Genomic DNA, 13742 nt, shown 5'->3' on the forward strand with positions numbered 1-13742 from the left:
TTGACCCATCATCAGCAGGTTTTCGGGCCGGGAATGGACGCAGAAGCGGCTTTTTCCGGCCCGGTTATTTTAGTACGCTATATAAAAAGGGGCTAACCGGTGCCGGGTCTTACCGGGTCCACATCGTTCCATTCACTTCAGCAAAAACGAAGGTTTCTTTCTTAAATGCCGGACTTTCACCCAATCGCCCTACAGCTTGTTCACCGGCGTGACGCCCAACTCCCAGGCATCCGTCCGAAACGGAATCACCGGCAGACCCTCTTTGCTGAACAGATTTGGCACCGGGGCATCGCGGAAGGCAAACCGCACGGCAACCGGGTTTTTCACGGCCTCCGACCAGACTTCCAGGATATTCCCCCTGATCCGAACCTGAGCTTTCGAAAAAACCTGGTCGGCACCGGCAATTTCCAGTTCGGCCGGTTCCGTGCCTTTCAGCACCAAGCCATTGGGCGCGTGGTCGAACGTGAGCCGGATTTTGCTGCCTTCCACCTGCATTGAGCGGTACTGCGGACTTTTGTACGGCTCCACCGGTTGTCCGTAGGTTTCGGCCAGGGCCCAGTTGGCCAGACGGTTTCCGACTTCTTTTTTGTAGGCCGGGTGAATATCCTTCAGATTGTCAACCAGATCGGTGGTTACAATCATGCCGGTTTTCGGAATAGCCATTGCTTTGGTCTGGCTCTCGCGGGTGGCCGCCGTCTGGTATTTGTCGCCGTAGGTATACGGGGCAATCTGGACGTAATAAAAGGGGAATTCCTTCTGCCACAGGCTCCGCCAGGAATCGACCAGCAAATGAGTCAGTTTGTGATACGCCGGGGCATCGTGGCGGTTGGATTCTCCCTGGTACCAGATCACCCCCGCAATCGGAAACGACGTAATCGGCGCAATCATCCCGTTGTAAAGCACACCCGGTTTGTTGGGTGCCCAGGGTGCTTTTGGCATGGCCTGGGCCGACCGCCGGGTTTCGGGATACAGCAACACAATCGTCTCCGGCACCCACGAATCCATGAAGGAGCCGCCCCAGGAAGCATCGATCAGCCCGATCGGAACGTTGAGTGTGTTTTGGATTTTCTTTCCGAAAAAATACCCCACCGCACTAAAATGCTTTAGCGTTAGTGAATCGCAAACCGCCCAGTTCCCCCGCACATCCACCTGCGGAGCGTCGGTGGCCCGCTTCGGAACCTTGAAAAACCGGATGTTCGGATTGTGGGCCGTTGGTAGTTCGGCGCGGACGTCTTTGGCTCCCCCGGCCGCCGTCATCTCCATGTTTGACTGGCCCGAACACAACCAGACCTCGCCAATGAGAATGTTAGTCAGCTCCACCTGATTGTGCCCCCTGATGGTAATCGTATACGGGCCACCCGCCTGGGGCGTCCGCAGGCTCACTTTCCAGGTGGCATTATCGGCGCAAGTGGTGCTGAGGGGCGCGCTCGTCCAGCTCGCCGACACCGTGATTTTTTCCGTCGGATCGGCCCAGCCCCAGATCGCGAGCTCCGTTTGTTGTTGCAACACCATGTTCGAGTTGAGAATGGCCGGGAGCGAGATGTTGGCAAACGCGGTGGCCGACCAAAGCAGCAGAAACAGGATTTTTTTCATGGAAAAAAACGGTTTAGGAAAATCAAAATTCGGAAATTCCGGCTACTTTTCAACCACCGCATCGAGCAGGGGTTCCACCGCTACCACGCCCGCCCGGTGTTTCGCCAATTCTTTTTTTAGAGCTTCCAGCACCTCGGGGTGTTTTTTGCCGACCTCGTACCGCTCGCCCGGATCGACTTCCAGGTTATACAGCAAGGGCGGATCGTGCGGCACTGGCGCATCGGGCGAATACGAAGGGTGCGTCGTGAAATGCGCTTTCCAGGGGCCTTTCCGAATGGCATACAGGCGGTCCGAATCGTAGTAGTACACCACTTCCGTACCGTTTTCCTTTTTTCCGTTCAGCAAATCCGTAATGTCCTGTCCATCCAGCCATTGCTTTTTGGGCGGGGTGATTTTCGCCAGGGCCAGAATGGTCGGCAGAAGGTCCATCGAGGTCGCCACCGCCGTCGAAACCGTATGGGCTTTCACCACGCCCGGTCCCCAGAAAATGGCCGGAACCCGCATGCCACCTTCGTACGTGGACCCTTTTGCTTCGTAGAGCGGGCCGGCCGAGCCGCCGTTTTCATCGAGCCGGTTTTTCACCAGCCACGGGCCGTTATCGCTCAGAAACACCACGACGGTATTTTTATCCAGCTTTAACGCTTTCAACTTTTTCAGAATTTGCCCGACGCTCCAGTCCAGTTCCTCCACCACGTCGCCGTATAAACCGCGTTTGCTTTTGCCACTGAAACCTTCGGACGCATACAGCGGCACGTGCGGAAACGGGCTGGCGTAGTACATAAAAAACGGTTTTTTCTGATTGGTCGTGATGAACTTCAACACTTCATCGGTATACCGCCGGGTCAACTGGCGCTGATCCGGCTCGGTTTCTACCACCCGATTATCCCGGTACAGCGGCAGGGGTGGGTTCGGGTTGTTGGGCGTCGGCTGATCGGAAAACGGCCCGATTTTTCCCATATCATTCGAGTACGGCAAGCCGAAGTACGAATCAAAACCGTAGTTGAGGGGCAGAAATTCCGGTTTGGAACCCAAATGCCACTTGCCCACCAGACCCGTTGCGTACCCTTTTGTTTTTAACGCTTTCGCGATGGTCAATTCGCTGGGTGGCAAGCCATTGGCGGAGTTGGGGAAGAAAACCACGCGCTTCCCGAAAATCCCGTTCCGAATCGGGAGCCGCCCGGTGAGCAAAGCCGCCCGGCTGGGCGTACAGACGTTAGCGGCCACGTAGAACTGCGTAAACCGGGTTCCTTCGGCGGCCATCTGGTCCAGAAACGGGGTTCGGATGGTCGGATGGCCGTAACAACTCAAATCACCATAGCCCAGATCATCGGCCAGAATGATGATAAAGTTCGGTTGCCGGGCGGATTGCGCGAATGATTCATAGCTAACCGATAGAAACACTAGGAAAAAGAAAAACAGTGATTTTCCGTTGGGGTGCATGGACGATACCGTTTGGTTGGGAACTGCAAATAAACGGCATTCCGGCGAATGACACCATTTTTTTGTTACTTTAGCACCATCCTAAACCCTTTTCTGCAATGCGTCGATTGCTTCTTCCCGTATGCCTGTGGTCGTTCCTGCCCATGAGTCTGTTAGCCCAGCCCAACCCGGCCCGGCCCGATCTGCGGCAGGGTGCCTATTTCAGTGAGCCCGAAGGAGCCAAAGCCCTCCTAAGCTGCGGTGAGCAATATTCCGACAAGGCATCGTGGGAAAAACGGGCGGCAGTCATTCGGCAGGGCATTCGGGACGGTTTGCAACTGCCGGAAAAACCGAAGTTTGCCGCGCTGAAGCCGATCCGCCACAGTGTACGCAAAATGGACGGGTATACTGTTGAAAATGTGGCGTTTGAAAGCCTGCCGGGTATTTACGTCACGGGAAATCTATACACGCCAACCACCATTTCCGGAAAAACCGCTGCGATTTTATGCCCCCACGGTCATATGGCAACGCTCGACGCGCGGCTGAAAGAATACACCCAGCAACGCTGCATTACGCTGGCCCGCATGGGCGCCATTGTTTTCGCGTACGACATGCTGGGCTACGGCGATTCGAAGCAGTGTGATCACAAGATTCCGGGCGCGCCCAAACTCCAGACGCTGAACAGCATCCGGGCGCTGGACTTCCTGACCGGTTTGCCACAGGTTGATTCCGACCGGGTGGCCGTTACGGGGGAGTCGGGTGGTGGGACGCAAACCTTCCTGCTAACAGCGTTAGATTCCCGCGTGAAAGTGTCAGTACCGGTTGTTATGGTGTCGGCTCACTTCTTCGGCGGTTGTGTATGCGAGAGCGGTATGCCCATTCACAAACGTCCGAATCACGAAACGAACAACGTTGAAATCGCAGCTCTGGCAGCTCCGCGCCCCATGATCATGATTTCGGACGGTGGCGACTGGACCAAAAATACGCCCAACATGGAGTTTCCGTACATTCAGCGCATTTACGGTTTTTACGACGCCCAGAACCGGATCGAAAACGTCCACCTCGCCAACGAAAAACACGATTACGGCCCCTCCAAACGCTCGGCGGCTTACCAGTTTCTGGCGAAACACCTCAAACTGGACCTGAACCGGGTGATGAAAGACGGCCAGATCGACGAAAGTCCGAACCGGATTCTGTCCGCAGCGGAATTGCAGGTATTCAACGAGGCCCACCCGCGCCCGGCCAATGCCGTCATGGGGGATGACGCGGTAATGGCGTTACTAAAATAACGGACTAAATCGATGAGCAGAATTTTCAAATCCAGTTCATGGAATGAGATTCCGAATTACGACAAAGCGTACTGGTGGGCGAAATGACCCGAGGAGCGGCTCGATGCGGCTTTGAAGCTCATTCGGCGCGCCAGAAATTTAGGCTGCGAATCCTTCCAACCCTTCCCTTGCGAATGGAAACCGAATAGTTAAATCTGATTCGTTTATTGAACGGGGAAGACGTTGAATAGGTCGTACTGGGAGGGCATGTCGTAATTGCTCTTGGTTATTTACGCACGACGGGCGATATTGACAGTTTTGTAAATTCCAACTGCCTGATTTGATTAAGAACAAGAAAGCTAGTGGCCGACCGCACGATTTAAGGGATTTGGAAAATTTGCCTGACGCCTAAAAAACTCCGAACTCCATTTTAATTTGTGATGATAAAAAATTAAAACACAAATTACTCTTTTATAGTAAGTTATATTTCCAGTACTAAATAAAAACTCCAGCATTCGTGAAACGAATTTTTACATTGCTCATCGGTTTTGTACTCTGTTCAGAAGGTATTCGGGCACAGTCGGTCGAAGCGAAATTGAAAGAAAAGGGTATCGAACTGGCCCCACCGACGGCTTCCCTGGCCAATTATGTGAAAGCCGTCCGGACCGGAAACCTGATCTTTTTGGCCGGTCATGTTTCCAGCCGCGCCGACGGAACCGGTATCAAGGGCAAACTCGGCAAAGGCCTGACCATTGAGCAGGGCTACGAAGCGGCCAAACTGTCGGCTATCGGTTTGCTGTCCTCGTTAAAAGCCGAAATTGGCGATTTGAACAAAGTAAAGCGTGTGGTGAAAGTGGTCGGAATGGTCAATTCCACGCCGGATTTTGTCGATCATCCGAAAGTGATAAACGGCTGCTCGGATTTGCTGGTGACGGTTTTTGGCGATAAAGGCAAACACGCCCGCTCGGCTGTCGGCGTGGCGGCTCTGCCCTCCGATTATGCGGTGGAAGTGGAAATGATCGTGGAAATCGAGTAGTCGATACCAGACGAATAAAAAAATGCCTGCGGTTATCAAACCGCAGGCATTTTTTTGTGCCCTTACAACCGTTTGATCAAAAATGATCATTAACAATTAAAATCAATCAATATCTTTGCCATCCATTACTAATAACAGCAGTTTTCATTCATGAAAAAAATGATCCTGGTTGCGGGTCCGTACCGCTCCGGCACCAATGATGACCCCGAAAAAATTGCCGCGAACGTGCAGCAGATGAGCAAGGTTGCCCTTCAATTGTTTGAGCGGGGCTATTTGCCCATGCTGGGCGAGTGGGTAGCGTTGCCGCTCATTGAAAACGCCGGTTCCGAGACCCTGGGCGATGCGGTTTTTAACCGGATTTTTCACCCGGTTGCCGTTGACCTCCTCGCTCATTGCGATGCGGTTTTGCGGATTGGCGGTCCGTCGGAGGGTGCCGACGAAATGATGGTTCAGGGCCGTCAACTGGGCAAAGCGGTTTTTTCATCCATTGAAGAAATTCAGTTCGAAACGGTTTAAACGCCCCAGGCTCGGCGCGGGCCGGTACCGACGATCTAAAAACTTCGTAGCTTTGTCGCGGTTAATCAGCCCCGACGATGAAACACTTTTTTCTCCAGCTAGCCGCCGTTTTCGTACCGGTTTTTGAAGCCGCTGCTGCCCCCGGCGACACGCACATTGCCATTGAAACTCAGCGAACGGCCCTGGTCATCCGGGTCGATAAAAACGGTGATCCCACGGTGGTTCACCTCGGCAAGCGGCTCCGGAAGGCGACTGACTACGGTTTGCTGACCGATAATGGCAAGCGCGGGGAAGATTACACGCAGCTTTACAATTCGGCTTACACCCCGGCGGGTGGCCGCAATCTGCTCGAACCGGCGCTTCAGGTCCTGCATGCCGACGGAAATCCTTCTTCGGACCTCAGGTATGTGCGGCACGAAACCCAGAAGGTGGCCGAGGGCGTGGTGCTGACCACGGTTTTTCTCAAAGATCCGCAGTACCCGTTTGAAGTAACGCTATTTTACAAGGCCTACCAGCAGGAGGATGTGATCGAGCAGTGGTCGAGCATCCGGCACACTGAGAAAAAAACCGTTCGCTTGCAGAAATACGCATCCGCCAATCTTTACATTCCGGCGCAGTCGTACTATTTGACGCATTTCCACGGCGACTGGGCGCGGGAGATGAATCCCGAAGAAGTGCAATTATCGGCGGGACTGAAAGTGCTCGATACCAAGCTCGGAACGCGGGCCGATCTGTTCCAGCCACCCTCGTTTCTGGTGTCGCTGAACCAGCCCGCCGAAGAGGAAACCGGCGAAGTGCTGGCCGGAACGCTGGCCTGGTCGGGCAACTACCAGATTCAGTTCGAGGTCGATCCGCTCCGCAATCTGCGGCTGATTGCGGGCATCAATCCGTACGCGTCGGAGTACCACCTGGCGCCGGACAAAGAGTTGGTTACCCCGGCTTTTCTGTTCACTTATTCCAATGCCGGAATAGGGCAGGCAAGTCGGAATTTACACCGCTGGGCCCGCAAACACCGCATTCCGCAGGGTGAAGGCAATCGGTTAACACTGTTAAATAACTGGGAAGCTACCTATTTTGACTTCAATGAAGAAAAATTAAGCGCGCTTTTCAAAGATGGCAAGAAGCTGGGCGTTGATCTGTTTCTGCTCGACGATGGCTGGTTTGCCAACAAATACCCGCGCAACAACGACCGGACGGGTCTGGGCGACTGGCAGGAAAACAAGCAGAAACTGCCCCACGGTTTGGGGTATCTGGTGAAGGAAGCCGAAAGCGCGGGTATCAAATTCGGCATCTGGCTGGAACCCGAAATGGTCAGCCCGAAAAGTGAACTCTACGAAAAACATCCGGACTGGGTCATCAAGCTCCCCAATCGGTCGGAGTATTATTTCCGGAACCAGCTCGTCCTGGATTTATCCAATCCGAAGGTCCAGGATTTTGTCTACGGCGTCGTCGACGGTCTTCTCACCAAAAACCCAACGCTGGGCTACATCAAATGGGATTGCAATGCGGTTATTTACAACGCGTTCTCGGCCACCAACCCCAATCCCTCGCACCTGTTTGTGGAGTATGTGCAGGGGCTTTACAACGTACTCGAGCGTTTGCGGACCAAATACCCCAGCCTGCCGCTGATGCTGTGTTCGGGCGGGGGCGGCCGGGTCGATTATGGCGCGTTGAAATACTTTACCGAATTCTGGCCGAGCGACAACACCGACGGCCTGGAACGCATTTTCATTCAGTGGAATTATTCGTATTTCTTTCCGGCCATCGCAACCTGTAACCACATCACCGATTGGGGCAAACAACCGCTAAAATTCCGGACGGACGTAGCCATGATGGGCAAAATGGGCTACGACATTGTGGTGAGCAAGCTCGACGAAAAAGAACTCGAATTCAGTCAGCAGGCGCTCCGGACCTACGCCCGCGTGAAGGAGGTGATCTGGAAGGGCGATTTGTTCCGGCTGGTTTCCCCGCAGACCCACAATGTGGCCTCGCTACTGTACGTCAGCGAAAAGCAGGATAAAGCCGTCTGGTTCAGTTACCTAGTTGGAAACCGCTACCGGGAGGGCAGTCAGGCGCCCATCCGGCTGAACGGGCTGCACCCGGACAAAACGTACAAAATTCAGGAACTGAACGTGTATCCCGGTACCAATTCGCCCATCAACCGCAGCAGTCAAGCGGTGTATTCGGGCGATTACCTGATGACCGTCGGGTTCAATCCGGCGGTCGATGCAAACCGGGCCAGCGTGGTGCTGGAAATCACGGAACAGAAGTAGGGTGCGGTATACGGTTTTCAGTTTACGGTTTTCGTCGGCTCCCGGGTAACTTACTAGGTGATTAAAACCGGGCTTCCAGACTTGTCAGGCTGAAGGGGCTCACTTCCTGTACTTGCACGTTGCGTTATCGGCCACCTTGTAATACGCCTTGTAATTCAGGGCGGTTTTCACCATGCAGCCTTTCAGATTCAGCAGTTCGACGTTGCGGAAATCGATGGCGTGGCTTTCGCTTTGCAGCGCAATGTAGCCTTCCTTCAGGGGGGTATTATCCAGCTTCATCCAGTAATCAGCATTGCCGACGTGACCCGACGCAAAGCTGTTCTGCGGACTGATGTAGCCCCCGCCGATTTTGGTTTTTTCGTAGGTCAGAACCGTGTCGCCTTCGATGATGTGGTGGACAATCGAATCGCCGAGCACCACCGCCGTGACGCTCACCCACTGATCGCCGTCGTAGGTTTTGGATTGCGAGTCGATGCAGTGCGCCGGAATAACTTTGCCACCCATTTCCACGATCGTCCCCGGTGTGCAGAGGTTGGCCGTGTGCCGTACGCCCTTGCCCAAACCGCCCAGCGTCTGAATCTCCAGCGAAATCGGGAAATCCTGGTCTTTGGTCAGGCTCGAGGCCGATTGGGAGTGGATCATCACCCCGCTGTTGCGGACATTCCACGACGCCCCGCCCGGCACCTGATCGCCCTGAAACCGGTAGTCAAATTTGAGGATGTAGTACGAAAACGGGTCTTTGTAGTAAATGTGGCCGTATTTATTGTCAAACGTTTTGTACTGGTCGTACCGAATCCGGAGCATCCCGTTTTCGGCCCGGAAGGTGTTTTTGTAATTGCTGTTCAAGTCCTCCCCGGCAATTTTAATGTCCCAGCCGCTCAGGTCCCTGCCGTTGAACAGCTTGATCCATTCTTCCTTTTTCGGATCGTTCTTCTGGGCGAAAACCGGGTGGAAGCAAAAAATTAAAAGACTAAATCGCAGAGTTAAGCAGAGTAGATCAGCGGTTAGAAGAGAAGCTCCGCTAACCGCTTTTATTTTTTGCTTAACCGCCGGGCGGCCCCGTCGGCGATTCAACGTATGTAGAAACATCCCCATGTCTGTAAAAACCTAAAAGTTGACTGCAATCATAAGAATAAACCGGATGGAGTCTACTCACCGGGTTTTTTCTGGAGGAGCTTCGTCGGTCCCAGGTCCTCGACGGCGGGCAGACCGGTTTTTCGGTAAGTACGGTGCAGCGTATTTTCCACCAGCGTCGGATACGGTTTAAAGGTGATCCATTTAAGCGGCCCTTTGCGCAGCCGGAACGATGTTTCCAGCACCGCGCAGAACCAGGCTGCCGGACGCTGATAGCCAAAGGCTTCGCGCAGTTTGTCGTTGATGAGGGCGGCAAAAACCGGCTGCACCGCAAACCGCAGCGGCTTGGGCAACCAGCCTTCCACGATCCGGACGGTGGCGTCGGCCAGTCGCCGGTTGCTTTCGTCGTACCGGAAATGCTCCGCTTCGTAGGCGTCCGTAAACGCGCGGAGGTCGTCGAGACTCTGGGGAATACCGGTCAGATTCATCCGCTCCCCAACCTCCCGGAAAAACAAAAAAAAAGCCCGCTCTTCGGCCGGAATGAGTTTCCGCCAGCCGTAGCGGTTCACCCAGTTGATTGGGTAAAAGATAAACGTGGAAAGCACAATCAGGAAATCGTCGTTCAGAATCCGGTAATGCCCGTGCAGCCGGTTCATTTGCGTGATGGCCCGCAAGCCGGTTTCGGTGTTCAGACCATACTGCATAAACCACGCAATCAGAATGGCCGTGTCGTCGTAGCGTTTCTGGCCGTGCCGCTCAAACTCGCCGGTCCGAACCAGCAAGGCCGAGGTGCGCGGATTGGCATAGGTGTGAAAAAGCGCCAGTTCGAGGGCCCGCTGGATATCAAACGGAAATTCGTAGCCCACCAGCAACTGCACCATTCGCTGGTAATCGCGCTCCGGATCGAGTTGGCGAAGCTCGCGCCGAACCGCCGGATTGCGAAACAGGCCCGCTATTTTGGAATACACTGGAAACGTCATTGTTGATTGGGTTTTCCGTTTGCGGCAGTCGGTTTTCCGGGTGAATGGGCGGCCACAGAAAACCGGTTACCGGAAACCTGAAACTAGCTATTTTTTTGTAATTTAGCCCTCATTCCAAACTCACTTCTTCACTATGGCCTTGTTTAAACTGCAAATCAACGGCAAAAGCTACCAGACTGAAGCCGAAGCCGATACTCCGTTGCTTTGGGTGCTGCGCGATAATCTGGGGCTGTTCGGCACCAAATACGGCTGCGGCATTGCCCAGTGTGGCGCCTGCACCGTCCACCTGAACGGGGAAGCAACCCGTTCCTGCGTGTTACCGGTTTCCGCCATCGGTACCGCCAAAGTTACAACCATTGAAGGGTTGTCCAAAAATGGCGACCATCCGGTGCAGAAAGCCTGGGACGAGGTGGATGTGGCCCAGTGTGGTTATTGCCAGGCCGGTCAGATCATGACGGCGGCTGCGCTGCTCAAACGCAAACCCAAACCGTCCGACGAAGAAATTGAAGCCACCATGTCCGGCAACCTCTGCCGCTGCGGCACCTACCACCGCATCAAAGAAGCCGCAACTAAAAAATAATCGTTTGAGGTTGAAAGTCTAACGTTTAAAGCGCTGACACACTCTGATTCTCAACTGAATCAGTACCGTTAAACGTTAAACTTCGAACCTTAAACGCCAAACCTCAAACCGACATGACTTCTCACTTAAATACCAACCGCCGGAATTTTCTGAAAATTGCTGCGGCCACCAGCGGAGGGCTGCTGCTGGGTTTCAACTGGACCGATTCGGAAGCTGCGGTGGCCAGCGCGCCCCTGAACGGCGTGGCGGCTCCGGGCGTCGATTTCAACAGCTATTTGTCGATCAATCCGCAGGGAATCATTACGATTCTGTCGCCCAACCCGGAAGTCGGTCAGGGCATCAAAACCGCCTTTCCCATCATCGTTGCGGAAGAACTCGATGCCGACTGGAAAAAGGTCGTGGTCGAACAGGCCCCGCTCGACACCCAGAAATTTGAACGGCAGGTGGCCGGCGGCAGCGGCTCCATTCCGCACTCCTGGAAACGGCTGCGCGTGGCCGGAGCCACCGCCCGGCAGATGTTGCTGGAAGCAGCCGCCAAACGCTGGAACGTGGCCGCGTCGGCCTGTACCACCAGCCAGGGGTTTGTGCTGCATGCCGGCAGCAACCGCAAACTCAGCTACGGGGAGCTGGCGAACGATGCCGCCAAAATTCCCGTTCCGGCCGATGTGAAGCTGAAAGAAATCAAGGATTTCAAGCTGATCGGGCAAACGATCAAAAACGTGGATAATCCCGGCATCATCACCGGAAAACCGCTGTTTGGCCTGGATTTCCACCGCGAAGGCATGCTCATCGGGATGTTGCAGCGTCCGGCGTTTGGGTACAAACTGAAGTCGGTCGATTCGGCAGCCGCCAAAGCCATGCCTGGAATTGTCAACGTGGTAACGATCAACAACAGCGTGGCCGTGGTTGGCAAATCGACCTGGCAGGTCAAAAAAGCCAAGGATGCGCTGAAAATTGAGTGGGAAAAGGACGGCAATCTGGAGAGCACGGCGGATCACAACCGGCTGTTCAAGGAGATGCTCGACAGCCCAAGCACTACCGTTCGGCGGAAAGACGGCGATGTGGAAACGGCCTTCAAGAATGCCGCCAAAGTGGTGAAGGCCGAATACCAGTGTCCGTTTCTGCCCCACAACCCGATGGAGCCCATGAACTTCTTCGCCCACGTCAAAGCCGACAGCGCGGAGTTGGTCGGGCCGAGCCAGACGCCGGAAAATGCCCGGAATCAGGTGGCCAAATTGCTGAATCTGCCGCCCGAAAAAGTAACCGTCCAGCTCACCCGCATGGGGGGCGGTTTTGGCCGTCGGCTCAATACCGACTACGCCCTTGAGGCCGCGCAGGTTTCCAAAGCCGTCAATGCGCCGGTGAAGCTGATGTGGACCCGCGAAGACGACATGACCGGCGGTATTTACCGCCCGGCGGTGCGCTACCGGTTTGAAGCGGCTCTGGATGCGCAGAATAACCTGATTGGCTACAAACTGCGGGGCGCCAGCATCAACGCCGGAAACGCCACCCGCGAGGACAATTTTCCGTCGGGAGCCGTTGATAACCTGCTGATCGACAGCATCGACCACAAATCGCCCATCACGACCGGGCCCTGGCGCGCACCGATCACCAACTTTCTGGCGTTTGCCGAACAGGCGTTTCTCGACGAAGTTTCCCAGGCTGCGGGCAAGGACCCCGTGCAGTTTCGGCTGGAGTTACTCGACAAAGCCAAACAAAAACCGGTGGGCAAAATCACCTACGACATCGACCGGATGCAGGGCGTGATCAAACTGGCGGCCGAGAAATCGAATTGGGGCAAAAACAAAAACGTCGCGCAGGGGTTCAGCGTCTATTTCTCGCACCGGTCGTACGTAGCGCAGGTGGGCGAAGTGGTGATGGAGAAAGGAAAACCGGTGCTGAAAAAAGTGTATTCAGCCGCCGATTGTGGCATTGTGATCAACCAGAGCGGGGCGCAGCAGCAGGTGCGCGGCTGCGTCGTTGATGGCATCGGACACGCTATGTACGGCAACATCACCTTCAAGGACGGAATTCCGGAGCAGAAAAACTTCAACGACTACCACCTGATCCGGATGAACGAAATCCCGGAAATCGACGTCCATTTCGTCAAGAATGAAATCGAGCCGACCGGGTTAGGCGAACCCTCATTGCCACCGGCGGGGGCGGCCGTGGCCAACGCCATTTTCAAGGCCACCGGCAAACGCCTGTACAACCAGCCGTTTGTGCAAACGGAGGTGTTTAAAAGCGTTTCGTAAGGCCATCGGGTGAACGCGCGGGCGGTTGATCGGTGCCGATCAACCGCCCGCGCATCGTAGCCTTCCTCCAAACAATTTCCCTTTCCACCGGTTCAGAAGCTAGTCCAAACCGCCCGGGTTTGGTTTAATCCGTCAGCTTATGAGCAGCGCTTTTCTGAAAAATGAAACGGCCGATGCGCCGGTGGTCATCCCCGCCCGCGCGCCATTGCCGCCCGGCACACCCAACTACGTCACCCCCCGTGGCCTGGGTCTGCTGCGCGAGGAGCTCACCGAGCTGGAAGCCGAACACGCTCAGGTACAGGCCAGCGAATCAACCGACGAGAACGACCGCACCCGGCAACTGGCCTTGCTGAACGGGCGGATCGCCAACCTGAATCAGCGCATTTCGAGTGCCAAAGTGGTGGATTCACACAATTTGGCAGAAGTCCGCTTCGGGGCCACGGTGCTGCTGCGGTCGAAAACCGGCCCGTCGGCGGGCACCGAACGGCGGTTTACCATCGTGGGCGTCGATGAAGCCAACGCCCAGCGGGGGTTGATTGCCTTCACGGCCCCCATTTCCCGCGCCATGCAGGGGAAACAGGTCGGCGACCCGGTTTTACTGCGGACCGTACAGGGCGAGGAAATCCTGGAAATCAGGGCGATTGTCTATGAACCCGCCCCGGATAGCCCACCGGCGGAATAAAATGCCCTTAAAGTAAACCGCAAACAAACATCCGGAAACGACAGCGGTTATTAGACGTATGGCCCG

Annotated in this window: 11 protein-coding genes; 7 read left to right on the top strand and 4 right to left on the bottom strand. The window is 55.0% G+C overall.

Translation table 11 applies throughout. From position 1 onward, the window contains the following. Window positions 1–189: 189 nt before the first annotated feature. A complete protein-coding gene (locus tag ACYVHX_RS24510) occupies window positions 190–1593 on the bottom strand; it encodes a sialate O-acetylesterase (RefSeq protein ID WP_460674338.1) in 1404 nt (467 codons plus the stop codon). Window positions 1594–1635: 42 nt separating this feature from the next. After that, window positions 1636–3033, bottom strand: a complete 1398-nt coding sequence (locus ACYVHX_RS24515; protein ID WP_460674339.1) for a sulfatase family protein — start codon at window positions 3031–3033, stop codon at window positions 1636–1638. A gap of 98 nt (window positions 3034–3131) precedes the next feature. Here ACYVHX_RS24515 and ACYVHX_RS24520 point away from each other — a divergent pair, with 98 nt between their 5' ends. The 4 genes from ACYVHX_RS24520 to ACYVHX_RS24535 all read left to right on the top strand — a co-directional run bounded on the left by ACYVHX_RS24520 (window position 3132) and on the right by ACYVHX_RS24535 (window position 8105). After that, complete coding sequence (locus tag ACYVHX_RS24520) at window positions 3132–4301, top strand: alpha/beta hydrolase (RefSeq protein WP_460674340.1); 1170 nt, start codon at window positions 3132–3134, stop codon at window positions 4299–4301. A gap of 496 nt (window positions 4302–4797) precedes the next feature. Further along, window positions 4798–5316, top strand: coding sequence for a RidA family protein (locus ACYVHX_RS24525; protein WP_460674341.1), 519 nt, complete (start codon window positions 4798–4800; stop codon window positions 5314–5316). Window positions 5317–5466: 150 nt separating this feature from the next. Continuing rightward, window positions 5467–5832 (top strand): DUF4406 domain-containing protein, encoded by a 366-nt coding sequence (locus ACYVHX_RS24530; protein WP_460674342.1) that lies wholly within the window; start codon window positions 5467–5469, stop codon window positions 5830–5832. Between the two features lie 77 nt (window positions 5833–5909). After that, a complete protein-coding gene (locus ACYVHX_RS24535) occupies window positions 5910–8105 on the top strand; it encodes an alpha-galactosidase (protein WP_460674343.1) in 2196 nt (731 codons plus the stop codon). Window positions 8106–8204: 99 nt separating this feature from the next. Here the strand turns inward: ACYVHX_RS24535 and ACYVHX_RS24540 are convergent, their stop codons facing one another. Next, window positions 8205–9200: a 3-keto-disaccharide hydrolase gene (locus ACYVHX_RS24540; RefSeq protein WP_460674344.1), complete on the bottom strand. Its 996-nt coding sequence runs from the start codon at window positions 9198–9200 to the stop codon at window positions 8205–8207. 53 nt (window positions 9201–9253) lie between these two features. Next, a complete protein-coding gene (locus ACYVHX_RS24545) occupies window positions 9254–10159 on the bottom strand; it encodes an oxygenase MpaB family protein (protein WP_460674345.1) in 906 nt (301 codons plus the stop codon). Between the two features lie 133 nt (window positions 10160–10292). Here ACYVHX_RS24545 and ACYVHX_RS24550 point away from each other — a divergent pair, with 133 nt between their 5' ends. The 3 genes from ACYVHX_RS24550 (at window position 10293) to ACYVHX_RS24560 (ending at window position 13676) form a co-directional block, all read left to right on the top strand. Then, window positions 10293–10739, top strand: coding sequence for a (2Fe-2S)-binding protein (locus ACYVHX_RS24550; RefSeq protein ID WP_460674346.1), 447 nt, complete (start codon window positions 10293–10295; stop codon window positions 10737–10739). A gap of 113 nt (window positions 10740–10852) precedes the next feature. After that, window positions 10853–12994 (top strand): xanthine dehydrogenase family protein molybdopterin-binding subunit, encoded by a 2142-nt coding sequence (locus tag ACYVHX_RS24555; RefSeq protein WP_460674347.1) that lies wholly within the window; start codon window positions 10853–10855, stop codon window positions 12992–12994. 139 nt (window positions 12995–13133) lie between these two features. Continuing rightward, complete coding sequence (locus ACYVHX_RS24560) at window positions 13134–13676, top strand: GreA/GreB family elongation factor (protein ID WP_460674348.1); 543 nt, start codon at window positions 13134–13136, stop codon at window positions 13674–13676. Window positions 13677–13742 lie beyond the last annotated feature (66 nt).

The organism is Larkinella ripae (genome assembly GCF_054780775.1).

What these genes read in the sequence shown, in the direction of transcription:
- ACYVHX_RS24510 (WP_460674338.1), bottom strand. Translation starts at nt 1,593, where the DNA reads ATGAAAAAAATCCTGTTTCTGCTGCTTTGGTCGGCCACCGCGTTTGCC.
- ACYVHX_RS24515 (WP_460674339.1), bottom strand. Translation starts at nt 3,033, where the DNA reads ATGCACCCCAACGGAAAATCACTGTTTTTCTTTTTCCTAGTGTTTCTA.
- ACYVHX_RS24520 (WP_460674340.1), top strand. Translation starts at nt 3,132, where the DNA reads ATGCGTCGATTGCTTCTTCCCGTATGCCTGTGGTCGTTCCTGCCCATG.
- ACYVHX_RS24530 (WP_460674342.1), top strand. Translation starts at nt 5,467, where the DNA reads ATGAAAAAAATGATCCTGGTTGCGGGTCCGTACCGCTCCGGCACCAAT.
- ACYVHX_RS24535 (WP_460674343.1), top strand. Translation starts at nt 5,910, where the DNA reads ATGAAACACTTTTTTCTCCAGCTAGCCGCCGTTTTCGTACCGGTTTTT.
- ACYVHX_RS24540 (WP_460674344.1), bottom strand. Translation starts at nt 9,200, where the DNA reads ATGGGGATGTTTCTACATACGTTGAATCGCCGACGGGGCCGCCCGGCG.
- ACYVHX_RS24545 (WP_460674345.1), bottom strand. Translation starts at nt 10,159, where the DNA reads ATGACGTTTCCAGTGTATTCCAAAATAGCGGGCCTGTTTCGCAATCCG.
- ACYVHX_RS24550 (WP_460674346.1), top strand. Translation starts at nt 10,293, where the DNA reads ATGGCCTTGTTTAAACTGCAAATCAACGGCAAAAGCTACCAGACTGAA.
- ACYVHX_RS24555 (WP_460674347.1), top strand. Translation starts at nt 10,853, where the DNA reads ATGACTTCTCACTTAAATACCAACCGCCGGAATTTTCTGAAAATTGCT.
- ACYVHX_RS24560 (WP_460674348.1), top strand. Translation starts at nt 13,134, where the DNA reads ATGAGCAGCGCTTTTCTGAAAAATGAAACGGCCGATGCGCCGGTGGTC.